Source organism: Sodalis sp. dw_96 (assembly GCF_018449575.1).
In the GTDB taxonomy this organism is placed as follows: domain Bacteria; phylum Pseudomonadota; class Gammaproteobacteria; order Enterobacterales; family Enterobacteriaceae; genus Acerihabitans.
The window spans coordinates 370,907-387,996 of the sequence record NZ_JAAVUT010000002.1 but is presented as its reverse complement, the minus strand read 5'-3'; the positions used below and the strand labels follow the sequence as shown (position 1 = coordinate 387,996).

At 55.9% G+C, this 17,090-nt stretch carries 12 protein-coding genes; 9 read left to right on the top strand and 3 right to left on the bottom strand.

Annotated elements, in window-relative coordinates; translation table 11 throughout:
* Window positions 1–11: 11 nt before the first annotated feature.
* From murQ to tadA, 3 genes are read left to right on the top strand one after another with little or no spacing between them, the layout of a single operon-like run.
* Window positions 12–911 carry an N-acetylmuramic acid 6-phosphate etherase gene (gene murQ, locus HB631_RS04865; RefSeq protein WP_213990006.1) on the top strand — a complete coding sequence of 300 codons (900 nt, stop codon included), beginning with the start codon at window positions 12–14 and terminating at the stop codon, window positions 909–911.
* 50 nt (window positions 912–961) lie between these two features.
* Window positions 962–1,600 carry a phosphatidylglycerophosphatase C gene (gene yfhb, locus HB631_RS04860; RefSeq protein ID WP_218626935.1) on the top strand — a complete coding sequence of 213 codons (639 nt, stop codon included), beginning with the start codon at window positions 962–964 and terminating at the stop codon, window positions 1,598–1,600.
* 54 nt (window positions 1,601–1,654) lie between these two features.
* A complete protein-coding gene (gene tadA / locus HB631_RS04855; protein WP_213990156.1) occupies window positions 1,655–2,167 on the top strand; it encodes a tRNA adenosine(34) deaminase TadA in 513 nt (170 codons plus the stop codon).
* A 208-nt stretch (window positions 2,168–2,375) separates the two neighbouring features.
* Here tadA and mltF read toward each other — a convergent pair whose 3' ends face one another.
* Window positions 2,376–3,884, bottom strand: a complete 1,509-nt coding sequence (mltF, locus tag HB631_RS04850) for a membrane-bound lytic murein transglycosylase MltF (RefSeq protein WP_255556811.1) — start codon at window positions 3,882–3,884, stop codon at window positions 2,376–2,378.
* Between the two features lie 287 nt (window positions 3,885–4,171).
* Between mltF and purL the strand changes: the two genes are divergently transcribed.
* The 6 genes from purL to glyA all read left to right on the top strand — a co-directional run bounded on the left by purL (window position 4,172) and on the right by glyA (window position 14,269).
* Complete coding sequence (purL, locus tag HB631_RS04845; RefSeq protein WP_213990154.1) at window positions 4,172–8,062, top strand: phosphoribosylformylglycinamidine synthase; 3,891 nt, start codon at window positions 4,172–4,174, stop codon at window positions 8,060–8,062.
* Window positions 8,063–8,709: 647 nt separating this feature from the next.
* A complete protein-coding gene (locus tag HB631_RS04840) occupies window positions 8,710–10,146 on the top strand; it encodes a HAMP domain-containing sensor histidine kinase (protein ID WP_213990005.1) in 1,437 nt (478 codons plus the stop codon).
* A gap of 2 nt (window positions 10,147–10,148) precedes the next feature.
* Window positions 10,149–10,949: a two-component system QseEF-associated lipoprotein QseG gene (locus tag HB631_RS04835; protein WP_213990004.1), complete on the top strand. Its 801-nt coding sequence runs from the start codon at window positions 10,149–10,151 to the stop codon at window positions 10,947–10,949.
* A 21-nt stretch (window positions 10,950–10,970) separates the two neighbouring features.
* Entirely contained in the window at window positions 10,971–12,308 is a 1,338-nt protein-coding gene (gene glrR, locus HB631_RS04830) for a two-component system response regulator GlrR (RefSeq protein WP_213990003.1), read from the top strand.
* 65 nt (window positions 12,309–12,373) lie between these two features.
* Window positions 12,374–12,712, top strand: coding sequence for a nitrogen regulatory protein P-II (gene glnB / locus HB631_RS04825; protein ID WP_132926739.1), 339 nt, complete (start codon window positions 12,374–12,376; stop codon window positions 12,710–12,712).
* A gap of 303 nt (window positions 12,713–13,015) precedes the next feature.
* On the top strand, window positions 13,016–14,269 hold the full coding sequence (gene glyA / locus HB631_RS04820; RefSeq protein ID WP_213990002.1) for a serine hydroxymethyltransferase: 1,254 nt from the start codon (window positions 13,016–13,018) through the stop codon (window positions 14,267–14,269).
* Window positions 14,270–14,550: 281 nt separating this feature from the next.
* Here the strand turns inward: glyA and HB631_RS04815 are convergent, their stop codons facing one another.
* A complete protein-coding gene (locus HB631_RS04815; protein WP_213990001.1) occupies window positions 14,551–15,291 on the bottom strand; it encodes a hypothetical protein in 741 nt (246 codons plus the stop codon).
* Window positions 15,292–15,666: 375 nt separating this feature from the next.
* On the bottom strand, window positions 15,667–16,962 hold the full coding sequence (gene csiE, locus HB631_RS04810; protein ID WP_213990000.1) for a stationary phase inducible protein CsiE: 1,296 nt from the start codon (window positions 16,960–16,962) through the stop codon (window positions 15,667–15,669).
* Window positions 16,963–17,090 lie beyond the last annotated feature (128 nt).

The window sequence follows — 17,090 nt, the reverse complement described above, 5'->3', positions numbered from 1 at the left end:
ACGGTGATGTGATGAATTTAGGTACTCTCGTATCGGAAACACGCAATGCGGCCTCCATGGAGCTGGACAATCTCACCACCCTGGACATGGTGCGCTTATTCAATCAAGAAGATCATAAAGTGCCCGAGGCGGTGGCGCGGGAGCTGCCGGCCATTGCGGCGACGGTGGATCTGGCGGCGGCGGCGTTGATGGCCGGCGGCAGATTGATTTATATTGGGGCGGGTACCAGCGGTCGCCTGGGGGTGCTGGATGCAGCCGAATGTCCTCCCACCTTCGGCGTGGCGCCGGAGCGGGTCATCGGCCTGATTGCCGGCGGTCCCGGCGCGTTACTTAAGGCGGTGGAAGGGGCCGAAGACAGTTTGACCCTGGCGGAAGAGGATTTAAAGGCGCTGCGTCTTACGCCGACGGATATGGTAATCGGGCTGGCGGCATCGGGGCGCACGCCCTACGTGATCGGCGGGCTGCGTTATGCGCGCCGGCTGGGTTGCGCCACGGCGGCGATTTCCTGTAATCCCGGCTCTGCCATCGCCCGCGAAGCCGCGGTTGCCATCTCCCCGGTGGTCGGACCGGAAGTGCTTACCGGTTCCACCCGGATGAAATCCGGCACCGCCCAAAAACTGGTGCTGAACATGATTTCCACCGGGGCGATGGTAAAACTGGGGAAAGTCTACCAAAATCTGATGGTGGATGTGAAAGCCACCAATATCAAGCTGGTGGATCGGGCATGTCGAATTGTCGCCGACGCCACGGGTGCCGATATGTCCGTGGCGAAAAACACTCTTGCGCAAACGCATTATGAAGTCAAACCGGCCATCCTGATGATACTTACCGGCCTGGATGCCGCCGGAGCGCAACGGGCGTTGGAACGGCACCAGGGCTATTTGCGTCGGGCGCTGGATGCTCCAGACTGAGCCTGTATTCGCTTTTTTTTTCATAGGATTTTTGAGCCGGAGGACGTGTTTTGAGTCGCTCAGCAGCATCGCGTATTATTTTTTTCGATTTGGACGGTACCCTGCACCGGCAAGATATGTTCGGGTGTTTTTTGCGTTACTTACTCTGTCATTCGCCGCTGAATATTATCCTGGTACTGCCGGTATTACCCGTCGTGGCGATCGGCCTGCTGTCAAAAGGGCGTTCGGCCCGATGGCCGATGAGCCTGCTCTTATGGTCCATCACCTTCGGGCATAGCGAGGCACGCCTGCTTGAGCTGCAAAACCGCTTTATCGCCTGGTTTCGCCGGCGCGTCACGGAATTCCCCATCGTGCTGCAAAGGCTCAATGAGTATCTGGACAGCCAGGATACCGAAGTCTGGCTTATTACCGGTTCCCCTGAGCCCCTGGTGCGCGGCGTATACAGCGACGCGCTGTTTTTACCCCGGGTCCGTCTTATCGGCAGCCGGATGAAACGGCTCCATGGCGGCTGGGTTTTGACCTTACGCTGTCTGGGACATGAAAAGGTTTCACAGCTGGAGCGCGAACTGGGCACGCCGCTTAAATTATTCAGCGGTTACAGCGATAGCCTGCATGACAGCCCGCTGCTTTACTTTTGCGAGTATCGCTGGCGCGTCACCCGCGAGGGGAACTTAAAGCAGTTGGATTGACGGCTATTTACTCCGCGACGGACTACGCGACGCATTTTTTACGGGATGGCGATGATGAGCACAGAACAGGGGGACGAATACTGGATGCGCCATGCCTTGCGGCTTGCCGGCCGTGCCGAGGCAGAGGGGGAGGTGCCGGTGGGCGCCGTGCTGGTGTTGGGGGATCGGGTGATTGGCGAAGGTTGGAACCGTTCCATCGGTCATAACGATCCCACCGCCCATGCGGAGATCATGGCGCTGCGGCAGGGCGGGACGGCGCTGGGCAACTACCGGCTGGTGGACACCACCCTGTATGTCACCCTGGAGCCGTGCGTCATGTGCGCCGGCGCGATGATTCATGGCCGGGTAGGTCGCCTGGTATTCGGCGCCCGGGATGAGAAGACCGGCGCGGCGGGTTCCCTGTGCGACATATTGCGCCATCCGGGGATGAACCATCTTATGGACATCACCTCGGGGATACTGGCGCAGGAGTGTTCAAGCCGGCTCAGCGCTTTTTTCCGCGACCGCCGGGAGCAGCATAAAGCCCGGCGCCAGGCGCTGAAAACCCCGCCGTTTGCAGATTGTTGATAAACTTGCTCGGAATTAATGAGGCGGGACGGGATGCCAGAAGAGTAAACCGTCCGCACCGAGGACCAAAACGCCGTCAGGCGTTGGCCTAAAGGGCGGCTCCAGGGATGATAAGTGCCGTAATCCCACGGATCGAGCCGCCATGGATGGATTCACGGCAGGTTTGTCATATCGTTACGATCTAGTATTCTGACCCGACCTTCCTTCGTTAAGGGGCGGCTTTGGCCAGGACCGGCGCCGTGCCGGACGGAACCGGCGTCAGCCCGGAAAATTGGCTGCTCACCACCGGATATGAGGCTGGCGGTTGAGGGATGTTTTGCGCCGCCAGGAGCGCGGTTTTTTTCTCTTTTTCCTGTAAATACCCCACCAGGCTCATTTCGTAGCGGCGGATATTCTCTACATAATCATACGCCTGCTGGCCGCGTGCATAACCGTAGGTGGTCTGCTGGTAATAACGCGGCTGGCTGAGCATCGGCAGGCGGAGCTTCACATCCACCCAGCTGTCGGGATTACCCTGCTGTTTGGCCGTGAGCGCACGGGCATCCAGCATATGGGCATAGCCCATATTATAGGCGGTGAGCGCAAACCAGATTTTCTCATCTTCCGGAATGGTATCGGGCACTCTTTGCATCATGTGGGATAGATACAGGGCACCGCCGCGAATACTCTGTTCCGCATCAACCCGATCGTTGATCCCGAGGCTATCGGCCGTGGCGCGGGTCAGCATCATCAGGCCGCGTACCCCGGTGGGAGAGACGGCCTGAGGATCCCAATGGGACTCCTGGTAAGAAATGGCCGCCAATAATTTCCAGTCGACTTCAGTGGCATACTGTTGGAATAGGGATTGCAATGCCGGCAAGGTCGCATCAATGGAGGAGAGAAAGGTTTTGGTGTCCACGTAATCGAAACTGCCCACATGGCCGAGGTATTTCTCCTCTAACCGGACAAGGGTCCCTTCCTGGTTCAGTCCATTGTAAAAATCCAGCAGTGCGGCGGACAGATTATCGCTGTGTTTCTTTGGCAAATACCAGGTTACCGGTTCTTCGTCACTGACATCAAACGCCACCGCCAATTTGGGGTGGATGCGCTGCAGCAAACCGATGGTGGCGGAATCCGCCAGGGTATAATCAAGCTTGCCTTCCGCCACTTGCTCCAGCAAAGCCTTACCGCTCAGATCGGAAGACGCTTCCCATGCCAGATGGGGGTATTTTTTTTCTTTCATGGCGCGCAGCAACGAGATGTGGGCCGACCCGGAAGCAACGACTAGCCGTCCCTGCAGGGACCCCAGGTTTTTCGGCTTGGGCTGTCCCAGGCGATACACCAGCTGCTGGGACACATAATAATAGGCCGGGCCGGTGGCGTAACGCTGTAATCGTTCGTTATTGTAGATGAGGCCGGCGGCCAGCATATCGGCGTCGTCGTTATCCAAATCGTTGAATAATGCATTGAGGGTGTCGCGCTGGCGTATGACCAGCTTCACCCCTAAATAATCGGCGAAGCGTTTCGCCAGTTCATAGTCGAAACCGGATGGCTGATGGTTGGTAGTGGTGTAGCTGAGAGGAGCATCGATGGTGCTGACACGTAAGATTCCCCTGGCTTTGATTTGACTGAGCTTATCATCATGTATCCCATGCCAGGGCACGTTGAACCACAGTGCCCAGGTCAGCAATACGGTGATGGCGCCAATCACGACATAATTTAATTTTAAGCGCTTCAAATAGTTATCTCTTGCCGGAGTGCAATCCTTACTGTCTCGAACGGCAAAATCGTTATCATTTTCTCCCTGGTGTCGGGGCATTTTGCGCAAGAAAGCGTCAGGGCGCAACTAAAAAGCGTAAAGACCATTTTTTTAATAAGGTTATTCTCGTTGCAAGAATAACCGCGCAAACGGTTTCGTCCGTCGCCGGGATTCTCTATAATGGCGCGCGTTTCCCCCTGAAGTTGCGCCCCATGGCAAGCCGTACTCCACATTGGCGGACGGCGGTTCAAAGACGAGAGATCTTTATTATGGAAATACTGCGTGGTTCGCCCGCTCTGTCGGCATTTCGTATCAACAAACTGCTGGTTCGCTGCCAGGAAGCCCGCCTTCCGGTAAGTGATGCCTACGCTGAATATGTTCACTTTGCCGATTTGAGTGCGCCCCTCAATACCGACGAACGCGCAAGATTGCAACGGCTGTTGAAATACGGTCCCTCCCTGGCTGAGCATTCGCCTCAAGGACGCCTGCTGCTGGTGACGCCGCGACCCGGCACCCTGTCCCCCTGGTCGTCGAAAGCCACGGATATCGCCCATAACTGCGGCCTGGCGCAGGTGAAGCGTCTGGAGCGGGGACTGGCGTTTTATATTCAGGGGTCCACCCTCAGTGAGGAGCAGTGGCGTCAATTGGGGGCGCTGCTCCATGACCGGATGATGGAAATCGTATTCGACGAATTTGAACAGGCGGCGGCGTTATTCTCGCATCAGTCGCCGGCGCCGGTAGGGGAGGTGGCCATGCTCTCCGAGGGCCGCGCCGCCCTGGAACATGCCAATCACGCGCTGGGTCTGGCATTGGCCGACGATGAAATCGATTATCTGCAGGAGGCGTTCACCCGTTTGGGCCGCAATCCCACCGACGTGGAACTGTACATGTTCGCCCAGGCAAACTCCGAACACTGCCGCCATAAAATATTTAACGCCGACTGGGTTATCGACGGCCAGGCGCAGCCGAAATCGCTGTTCAAAATGATTAAAAACACCTTTGAACAGACGCCGGATTTTGTCCTGTCTGCCTACAAAGATAACGCGGCGGTCATGGAAGGTTCGGCGGTGGGGCGATTTTTTGCCGACCCGGGCGATTACCGCTACGATTTTCACCAGGAACCGGCGCATATCCTGATGAAGGTGGAAACCCATAACCATCCCACCGCCATCTCTCCCTGGCCGGGCGCCGCCACCGGTTCCGGCGGTGAAATCCGCGATGAGGGCGCCACCGGCAGGGGCTCGAAGCCCAAGGCCGGCCTGACCGGTTTCTCGGTATCCAATTTGCGTATACCCGGTTTTGAACAGCCGTGGGAACAGGACTTCGGCAAGCCGGATCGCATTGTCTCCGCCTTGGACATCATGACCGACGGTCCGTTGGGGGGCGCGGCGTTTAACAACGAATTCGGCCGCCCGGCGTTGACCGGTTATTTCCGTACTTATGAAGAACGGGTCAACAGCCACAACGGCGTCGAACTGCGTGGTTATCATAAGCCGATTATGCTGGCGGGGGGCATCGGCAACATCCGCGACGGCCATGTGCAAAAAGGGGAAATCTCCATCGGCGCCAAGCTGATTGTCCTGGGCGGGCCGGCAATGAACATCGGCCTGGGCGGCGGGGCGGCATCGTCCATGGCGTCCGGACAATCGGATGCCGATCTGGATTTCGCCTCGGTGCAACGGGACAATCCGGAAATGGAACGGCGCTGCCAGGAAGTGATCGATCGCTGCTGGCAGCGGGGAGACGACAATCCGATACTGTTTATTCATGACGTGGGAGCCGGCGGCCTGTCCAACGCCATGCCGGAGCTGGTGAGCGACGGCCATCGCGGCGGACGTTTCCAACTGCGGGATATCCCCAATGACGAGCCGGGCATGAGCCCGCTGGAAGTCTGGTGCAATGAATCCCAGGAGCGTTATGTCCTGGCGGTGGCGCCGGAACAGCTCTGGGAGTTTGATGCCATCTGCCGCCGCGAACGGGCACCTTACGCGGTGATCGGTGAAGCCACCGAGGAAATGCACCTGAGCCTGGCGGATAGTCATTTTGACAACCAGCCCATCGATATGCCGCTGGATGTGTTGCTGGGCAAAACCCCCAAAATGCTGCGTGATGTGACGCGTTTGACGGCGGCGGGCCAGCCGCTGGTCCGGGAAGGCATCCATCTGGCCGAGGCGGTAAAAAGAGTACTGCATCTGCCGGTGGTGGCTGAAAAAACCTTTTTGATTACCATCGGCGACCGAACGGTGACCGGCATGGTGTCGCGGGATCAGATGGTTGGTCCGTGGCAGGTTCCGGTGGCGGATTGCGCGGTCACCACCGCCAGCCTGGACAGTTATTACGGTGAAGCGATGTCCATTGGCGAAAGGGCGCCGGTGGCGTTGCTGAACTTCGCCGCCTCGGCCCGCCTGGCAGTAGGTGAAGCGCTGACCAACGTGGCGGCGACGCAGATTGGCGATATCAAGCGTATCAAGCTGTCCGCCAACTGGATGGCCGCCGCCGGTCATCCGGGGGAAGACGCCGGATTATACGATGCGGTAAAAGCGGTGGGGGAAGAGCTTTGCCCGGCGCTGGGCCTGACCATTCCGGTGGGCAAAGACTCCATGTCAATGAAAACCCGTTGGCAGCAGGGGGCGCAACAGCGGGAAATCACTTCCCCTCTGTCCCTGGTAATTACCGCCTTCGCCCGGGTTGAGGATGTGCGCGGCACCGTCACGCCGCAGCTGCGCGCCGCCGGGGAAAACCGGCTGCTGCTTATTGATCTGGGTGCCGGTCATCAGGCCCTGGGAGCCACCGCCCTGGCCCAGGTGTACCGCCAATTGGGGAACGAGACAGCCGATGTGCGCGATGCCTCACAGCTGGCCGGTTTTTACCGCGCCGTGCAGGAGCTTGTGGCGCAAAGACGGCTGCTGGCTTACCACGACCGCTCAGACGGCGGTTTGCTGGTCACCCTGCTGGAAATGGCGTTCGCAGGGCATTGCGGTCTTGATGTGGATATCGCCGCCTTGGGCCAGGACCGGCTGGCGGCGCTGTTTAACGAAGAGTTGGGAGCGGTGATTCAGATTGCCGCCGAAGACAGCGAACAGGTGGCGGAAGTCTTCGCCCGGCACGGATTGCGGGATTGCCTGTTCTTTATCGGCAGCGCCGTGACCGGCGACGAAGTGGTCATCCGGGCCGGCGATCGTCCGGTTTACAGTGAAAACCGCACCACATTGCGGACTTGGTGGGCGGAAACCACCTGGCAAATGCAACGTTTACGCGATAATCCCGACTGTGCCGACCAGGAGCACGCCGCGAAACAAGACGATCTCGACCCGGGCCTGAACGTCAAGCTCACCTTTGATCCCGCCGAGGATGTCGCGGCCCCCTTTATCGCCAGGGGCGCGCGCCCCAAGGTGGCGGTGCTGCGGGAACAGGGCGTCAACTCTCATGTGGAAATGGCGGCGGCGTTTTATCGCGCCGGTTTTGATGCCGTGGACGTTCATATGAGCGATTTGCTGGCGGGTGAAAGGGATTTACAGGAGTTCCATGCGCTGGTGGCCTGTGGCGGATTCTCCTATGGCGACGTGCTGGGGGCCGGCGAAGGCTGGGCTAAATCCATACTGTTCAACCCGCGGGTGCGTGATGATTTCGCCGCTTTCTTTAATCGCCCGCAAACCCTGGCGCTGGGCGTTTGTAACGGTTGCCAGATGATGTCCAACCTGCGGGAGTTGATCCCCGGGGCCGAACTGTGGCCGCGCTTCGTGCGCAATAAATCTGAACGTTTCGAAGCCCGCTTCAGTCTGGTGGAAGTGACGCAAAGCCCGTCGCTGCTGCTGCAAGGCATGGTGGGGTCACGTCTGCCCATCGCGGTTTCCCATGGGGAAGGGTTGGTGGAAGTGCGCGATGCGTCACATTTGGCGGCACTGGAAAGCGCGGGCCTGGTGGCGCTGCGTTTTGTGGATAATCGGGGTCATGCCACCGAAGCCTATCCGTCAAACCCCAACGGTTCAGCAAATGGCATTACGGCGGTGTCCAGCGCCAACGGGCGGGTGACCATTACCATGCCGCATCCGGAACGGGTCTATAGAACCGTAAGCAACTCCTGGCATCCGGAAGAGTGGGGCGAAGACGGCCCTTGGATGCGTGTTTTCCGCAATGCCAGAAAGCAGTTAGGTTAAGCCGTTACGGCGATCGCGGGTATAAGTGTCGCTTTTTTCATGAATCTAAGAATTATCTGTCTCTAATTGGAGACAGATAATTAGTTGTATTTTATGAATATTTTTTTTGAAGCGGCTTTGTGTCTCCGTAGAGCGACAAATGGCCCGCGTTTTTTGGCGACGACTGGCATTCACAAGGAAGTTCGGGAGATATTATCTATATTTTTCATGTAGTTAATAAATACTTTTATTTGTGGCACGATAGCTGCATAATACTACCCAGTTGCTCATTCACCTCGATATGTCGGCCCTGCTCCCTAAGAGCGGATATTGCTCCATAACTACCGAATGACGCCAAAGAACGGTGCCTATCGTCCAACATACCGATAATTGTCTTACGACTTTATCAAACATCGGGCGACACGTTGAGTGAGGCACCCCCTATTCTGGAAAAAGCACCTGCCGTTTGGCAGGTGCTTTTTTTTTATGGTGGTGCGCCGGGCATGGCGGCCGTGAGTTTGTGCCTGGCGATAAGGCCCTGGCGGCCGCGATTTTATTCCCGCTGATAAAGCCATGGCGGCGTTTTATCGCCGGCGGCCATGATTTTGTGCTTTCGTCATGACCGCGAGTCGGATAGCATCGGCAGGGTTCAGGCCGGTAATCACAGGATGATTTCTTTGAAAAAGTGGCGTCTGTTTCCCCGATCCTTAAGACAGCTGGTTATTCTCGCCTTTACGCTGGTGTTGCTGCCCCTGCTGTTGCTGGCCTATCAGGCCTGGAAAAGTTTGGACCATCTGAGCGAGCAGGCGGCGGATATCAATCGCAGCACCCTGGTGGATGCCCGGCGCACCGAGTCCATGAGCAGCGTGGCGCTGGAAATGGAACGCAGCTATCGTCAATACTGCGTTCTGGATGACCAGACCCTGGTTACGCTATATCAAAACCAACTGAGCCAATACGGCCAGATTCTGGCGGCGCACGGCGGTATGCCTCCCGATCCGCGCTATGTTCAGAGACTGCGTGATTTGCTGGGTCAACTACAGCACCTTGAGTGCGAAAACAGCGGGCCGAGCAAAGCGGCGTCAGACCAGCTCAGGAATTTTTCCCGCGCCAACAGCGATATGGTGCAGGCCACCCGAACCAGTATTTTCGCCCGCGGCCAGCAACTGCAAATGGCTATCGCCGAGCGCGGTCGTTTTTTCGGCTGGCAGGCCCTGCTGCTCTTCCTGTTCAGCCTGGTATTGGTCACCCTGTTTACCCGGATGATTATCGGCCCGGTGAAAATGGTGGAAAAAATGATTAACCGGCTGGGGGAAGGACGTCCGCTGGACGGCAGCATTACGTTTAGCGGACCCCGTGAAATCCAGTCGCTGGCGCAGCGGATACTGTGGCTGAGCGAACGGCTGTCGTGGCTGGAATCCCAGCGTCATGAGTTTTTAAGACATATCTCCCATGAACTAAAAACGCCGCTGGCCAGTCTGAGGGAAGGCACCGCCCTGCTGGCGGATGAAATCGCCGGGCCGCTCAGCGCCGATCAGCGCGACGTGGTGACAATCCTCGACAGCAGCAGCCGGCACCTGCAACAGCTAATCGAGCAACTGCTGGATTACAATCGCAAGCTGGCCGACAGTCCGGCAGAGTTCGCCGATATCGCCCTGCGCGACATGGTGGATTCGGTTATCGCCGCCCACAGCCTGCCGGCCCGGGCCAAAGACATTCATACCCTGGTTACGCTTGAATGCGAACATTGCCGGGCACAGCCGCTGTTATTAATGCAGGTGCTTGATAATCTCTATTCCAATGCGGTGCACTATGGGCAGGAATCCGGTAACATTTGGATCCGCAGCCGCCAGACGGGGCAACGGCTCTATCTGGACCTGGCCAATAGCGGCGAGCCGATACCGGCAGCGGAGCGGAGCATGATTTTCGAGCCGTTCTATCAAGGCCGCATTCAGCGCAAAGGCGCGGTAAAAGGCAGCGGACTCGGGTTGAGCATTGCACGGGATTGTATTCGCCGGATGAACGGCGAACTTAATCTGGTGACGGTAGATTACGCCGGTGTTTGCTTTCGTATCGAATTACCCCTAACCGCCGAGAACGCATAACAATGAATTTACGGTTTTCACCGTCGAACCACGGACCTGCCGGCTGTGTTAAAAGTCTGTTCCATCTGGCGTGGCCCACCGGCGCTGCCCTCGCGGCGTTGGGGCCGCTATTGATGCTGCCCCTGGTATTAACCGGCTGCGGCGGCAATTCGGACGGCCGGCACTCCGCAACGCCATTGTCCATGGTGCGGCAGAACGCGGCGCCGGGCCGAAATGCCGCCGAATGCGGGCAGCTTTGGCAAACCCGTGGGGAGGACCGCGTCCAAGACGCCACTTACTGGCTTCGGGCCATGGAGTGCGCCGAGCGCATGACGCCGTCGCAGGCGCGGCTTGAGGCCGAAAACCAGGGGGGAGACACCTGGGATGACTCTTTTCGGGAGAGTATCCTGCTGAATTCCGCCAACATTTCCGTTACCGAACGGCGTCAAACCTATCAGCGCCTGCTGGGATTTCGTTCCCAGTTTCCGCCTTCGGTGTATCCGGTCTTTAAGATGTGGCGTCAGCAACAGGCGCTGCGTCTGATTCTGGCGGATGAGCGCAGCAGTAACCAACGGCAGCATGAAGCCGACGCTGCGCAAATCGAGCTAATACGCCAGCAGCAGGTGGAATTGCAACGTAAACTGGATATAACCACCCGTAAACTGGAAAATCTGACGGAAATTGAACGACGCCTGTCGGCCCGGAAACAGGGCATTTCGGACGGTGGCGACAGTGACGCCGGCGACGCGCCGGCATCCGATGTTCCGCCGTCGGGGGGCAGTTCAGCCGCCGGAGTTAAAACGGCGCCGGCCGCAAAGCAATGAAGCGAAAGGAAGCGGTAACCCATGAGCCAGCGTAAAAGCGCCAATCTGTTATTGGTGGACGATGATGCCAGTTTGCTGAAATTACTGGGAATGCGTCTGACCAGCGAGGGTTTTAACGTCACCACCGCCGAAAGCGGGCAGGAAGCGCTGCGCCTGCTGGCGCGGGAAAAAATTGATTTGGTGATTAGCGATCTGCGAATGGATGAAATGGACGGGCTGGCGCTGTTCGAGGAGATCCAGCGCCACCAGCCCGGCATGCCGGTGATTATTCTCACTGCCCACGGTTCCATACCCGATGCGGTGGCCGCCACGCAAAAAGGCGTGTTCAGTTTTCTCACCAAACCGGTGGATCGGGATGCGTTGTATAAAGCCATTGATGAGGCGCTGTTGCTGTCCATGCCGGCCGGCGACGAGAGCTGGCGGGAGTCCATCGTGACCCGCAGCCCCATCATGCTGCGACTGCTGGAACAGGCCAAAATGGTGGCCCAGTCAGATGTCAGCGTATTGATTACCGGGCAGAGCGGTACCGGCAAGGAGGTGCTGGCGCAGGCGATTCATGCCGCCAGTCCCCGTGGCAAAAACGCCTTTGTCGCCATCAACTGCGGCGCGTTGCCGGAGCAATTGCTGGAATCGGAGCTGTTCGGCCATGCCAAGGGCGCGTTTACCGGCGCGGTCAGCAGCCGGGAAGGATTGTTTCAATCCGCTGCGGGCGGCACGCTGTTTCTCGATGAAATCGGCGACATGCCGATATCCTTGCAGGTAAAATTATTGCGGGTATTGCAGGAACGTAAAGTACGCCCCCTGGGCAGTAACCGGGATTTGGATATCGATGTCAGGGTGATCTCCGCCACCCACCGGGATTTACCAAAAGTGATGGCGCAGGGAGAGTTTCGCGAAGATCTTTTTTATCGCCTGAATGTGGTCAGCCTGAAATTACCGGCTTTGCACGAACGGGCCGAAGATATCCCGCTGTTGGCCAACCATTTGTTACGGACCGCGGCGGAGCGGCATAAACCCTTTGTGCGCAGTTTTTCATCCGACGCCATGAAGCGTTTAATGGCGGCCGGCTGGCCCGGCAATGTACGCCAGTTGGTTAACGTGATAGAACAGTGTGTGGCCTTGACCTCCGCCCCGGTCATCAGCGAAGCGCTGGTGGAGCAGGCTCTGGAAGGTGAAAATACCGTATTGCCGACCTTCGTCGAGGCTCGGCTGCAATTTGAACTGCATTATCTGCGCAAACTGCTGCAGATTACCAAGGGAAATGTGACTCAGGCGGCGCGTATGGCAGGCCGTAACCGGACGGAGTTTTATAAACTTTTGTCGCGCCATGAGCTGGACGCTAATGATTTTAAAGATTAAGTTGGCTCTCTTTTATCCGATGATGAGCGGCGCAGGCCGCAAATCAGCTTGAGAAAGGTTGTATAATGAAAAAGATCGATGCGATTATCAAACCGTTCAAACTGGACGATGTCCGCGAAGCGCTGGCGGAAGTCGGTATCACCGGCATGACCGTCACCGAAGTGAAAGGTTTTGGACGCCAGAAAGGCCATACCGAGCTGTATCGCGGCGCGGAATATATGGTGGATTTTTTACCCAAGGTGAAGATAGAACTGGTGGTGTCGGACGATATCGTCGACAGCTGCGTGGAAACGATTATGCATACCGCACAAACCGGTAAAATCGGCGACGGTAAAATTTTTGTCTTCGACGTGGCGCGGGTAGTGCGAATCCGTACCGGCGAGCAGGACGAAGAAGCGATATAAAGCGACCTTGCGGCTTCGTCCCGGCGCGTTATGCCGCCCGGGCGTTGGCCGTTGTCGGTCAAAAATTGTCCGCCATGAAATTCTTGATCATGAGAAAGTGCCCCGCCGCAATGAAAAAATATCCTGAAGGTTCTCCGGACCCCATCCCCCGCGCTCTGCGGCGGGACAGCACGGAAACGTTTGCGTAAAAAGCCGGGTCCGGGCCTATCGGAGCAGGGGCAAAAAAGTTTACACTATCGCCATACCCCCTCGGAATCTAAATCGCCGAATTACGAATTACGTCAGCTGAGTCAGGAGAACCGGATGTTAAAGCGTGAAATGAACATTGCAGATTACGATGCCGAATTGTGGCAGGCAATGGAGCAGGAAGTGGTGCGTCAGGAAGAGCACATTGAGCTGATTGCGTCGGAAAATTACACCAGTCCGCGCGTCATGCAGGCGCAGGGTTCTCAGCTGACCAATAAATACGCCGAAGGGTATCCGGGCAAACGTTATTATGGCGGTTGCGAATTTGTTGATATCGTCGAGCAACTGGCTATCGATCGCGCTAAAGAATTGTTCGGCGCCGACTATGCCAACGTGCAGCCCCATTCCGGTTCCCAGGCCAATTTTGCCGTCTACACCGCCTTATTGCAGCCGGGAGATACGGTGCTGGGTATGAATCTGGCCCACGGCGGCCACCTGACCCACGGTTCGCCGGTGAATTTTTCCGGCAAGCTGTATAACATTATCCCCTACGGCATCGATGAAACCGGCCATATCGATTACCAGGAATTGGCGGAGCTGGCGTTAACCCATAAGCCGAAAATGATTATCGGCGGTTTTTCCGCCTATTCCGGCGTCGTGGATTGGGCCAGAATGCGTGAAATCGCCGACAGCATCGACGCCTACCTGTTTGTGGATATGGCTCACGTGGCGGGGCTGGTTGCCGCCGGCGTCTATCCCAATCCGGTTCCTCACGCCCATGTAGTCACCACCACCACCCATAAGACCCTGGCCGGACCTCGCGGCGGGTTGATCCTGGCAAAAGGCGGCAGCGAAGAGCTGTATAAAAAACTGAACTCGGCGGTGTTTCCCGGCGGCCAGGGCGGCCCGTTGATGCATGTTATCGCCGGCAAAGCGGTGGCGTTGAAAGAAGCCATGGAACCGGCATTCAAGATTTATCAGCAGCAGGTTGCCAAAAACGCCAAGGCCATGGTGGCGGTTTTCCTGGAGCGTGGTTATAACATTGTCTCCGGCGGCACCGATAACCACTTGTTCCTGCTGGACCTGGTGGAGAAAAACCTTACCGGCAAAGAGGCTGACGCCGCATTGGGCCGTGCCAATATCACCGTCAACAAAAACAGCGTGCCCAACGATCCGAAAAGCCCGTTTGTCACCTCCGGTGTCCGTATCGGCACCCCGGCGGTCACCCGTCGCGGCTTTGGAGAAAGCGACGTACGTGAGCTGGCCGGCTGGATCTGCGACATACTGGATAATGTTCACGACGAAGCGGTCATTGAACGCACCAAGCAAAAAGTCCTGGCTATTTGTGCCCATTATCCGGTCTATGCCTGATTAGCCGAATTATTTTCCCCCCGCAAAATGCTATTGCGGGGGGAAACGTCAATTAATATAGAAGTATTTCCCTTTTTTCCGTGGTGATATTTTTTTTGGCGCCGCTGCGTTGAGAAGATACTACAAATTTATTATTATGAAATTTTATGTTAATTCTATTTCTTTTGTGCTCTGTTTTAATGTAATACCTATTGCGTTTATTCTTGTTTTGGATTAATTCCACATAGCGCCCCTTTATCCTTAAATAGCTTTTATGGTCATGGGTCCACTGTAATCCCCGCTCATCGGGCGCGGATATTATGATTATTGCTCTTGTTTGCCTTGTCAGTCCTGCGCTCCACCCCATCGTTCTGTGACCCTTTGCCTTGACCGGACACCGCGCCGGAGACAATCAATTCGGCATTAGCGTTCGGGCCCGTCGGTCTGTTTTTGATGTGCCGCCTGTGCCCTGATCGGCCTTTAAGCGGCGCGTGCCGTGTCGCATCGGATGGCTCCGTCGATGGGTGCGAAAACATTTGCGCCAAATCTTGAGGGTCCACTACATAGTGGAGCCAGGAATCAGTAGTATGACTGCGATGCTCTTTCAACAGCACCATGGAAGAGGGATTATCGCTATCTCCCGCTATCAGATAATGCTCATTGGGATCAAAGTGGGGTAGCTGCCTGATGCTCCATTCTGTTGTAGCGGCAAGGGCCGAGGAAGAGGGCGCGGCTGAATAGGGCTTATCATCCGCCCTGTTATTTTTCAGATGCGAAAGCTGTTCACTATAATGACCGTGTGAAGTTAATGCAGAGTACTGATAAAGACCGGCTGTGATAGCCTGCGGTATATTTTTAATCCGCATGTTTCCGTTAGATTGTTTTGGGTAGTGAATGTTTTTTTCCTGCTGTAATAGCGATGATGCCTGGTGGAGCTTTTTACCCGAGGTTTTATAATCATCCTGCTCATTTTTTTTCCAACAACCGGTAGATTTCGCGCTTGGGTCAACGGCAGCGAAAAAAATAACAGGGCGGGAAGGCATTGCGTTAATGTCGAGACTGAACGTTTTATTGCCTCGGCAAAGCCAAAAGTAATATTGGAAACCTCGTTCAACGGCTTTGGTAGGCCCAGGAAATGATGGTTTTTATTTTTTTTGTACTGAATAATTTTTACCAGAAGAGTTTATATGAAAATGAAAAGGTAAGGCATTTTGATTTATTTTAACTGAATTCATTAATATACTTAATCAATAACAAGGGGGTGACGCATATTAGGGAACCCACTAATCAAAATAAAGCCATGATTTCCGGTAATGAGCGTTTTTTTCAATTTTTAACATGATATAGATTCCAAATTAAAGTCCGGTATCGATGGCATTTCCTGCTATTTACAAAGATTCGTTCAGTCATCTAAAAGGTTACGCTTCCAACAGTTGACGGATGCGCTCCTGCTGGGCCTGTGCCAGCGGCAATCGCACCAACATTAACGGTGGCGAAAACAGGGGTAACGGCAGGGAAAACGGCGAAATAACCAGGACGGTGTTTTTAGGCGCGCCGCGCACCTGGAATTCGGCGAGGGACTGGAATTTGATATTCAGCGGCAATAGGGTCAACTCGCGAATTTGCAGTTCCAGCGTTTTTTCCTTGTCTCCCTCGCTGTTGGTCAGAATCACCACCTGTTTTTCCTGCAAATCGTTATCCTGCATCAGCCAGGCACCGAAAATAACCGCGATAAGTCCCAGCTCCTCGCGGGGAAAACGGATCCGGTATGCCGCTTCCAGAGGCATTACCGCCGCGCGGGTTGTGCGCATCAGACGAGGGTATTTCTCCTCCACCTCCAGTTGCAGGCTATTGTCGATGCCGACATGGAAATGACAGCGCTCCAAAGCGGCGCTGAGGTGGGAAAACAGCTGTGCTCCCAGCATTTCCGGCTGATGAAAGCGCATGCTCGCCACCTGCTCGAACCGCCGGATGATATTCATTACTTCCAGCAGGAGACGTCGGTCATCGTCGGAACGGACCCCGGTCTGGTTGGGTGTCTTCAACAGCCGGGCCAACAGGGTGAAGCCAATCAATTCGCTCTCCGGCAGGGGCCATAAACGAAAAATGTCCAATACCTGCCGGTATTCGCACTTTTGCCGCAACCATTGCAATTGATGCTGATTGAATTCCGGCTGCTCCCGTAAATGGCATTGCATCAGAACATAACGCAGATAGAGATGCAGAAAAGCCAGATCGCTTACGGACGGCGGTCTTTCCAATAACGAGGTGTAACCGGCGATGGCTGCATCCAATCGTTCGGCGGGAATTTGAAAAGCGGCGGGCAGCCGTAACCACTGATGCTGTTGCAGCGGCCAAAAGTAGCGGTTCACTTTATCCGGGCAAAGACGTAGCGTACGGCGCATACCCTCTATGAGGCAAAGCCGTTTGTTTAAAACGTTGCCCTCGATCCGGTAATTGCCGTCATGCCCTACCATCAGAGAGAGATGGTAGATACGTCGCACCTCACTCTCGATATGGACAAGGTCACGCCGCGTCGTGGGTAAATCCTCGCCGTTATATCTTGAAAGCGAGACCAGCGACAATGATGGCAATGGCGCGAAAAGCATCAATAGCAAATGGCTGCGACGTTGCGGACCGGAAAGCGCTGGCACCTGAGGGGTGGGCAGGCTCATGGATATCATCGTCCTTACGTTGATATTATTGCTAAGCATAGCTAATCAATTCCCCCCTGCGAGAATAGGTAAAATTTTGTTTGCGAGATTTAAGCGCGGTCACACTTTGCAGAGACCTTCAGCGACGATAAGGAGTTATCGCAAGCCTTTGCAACAGTTAATGTCTT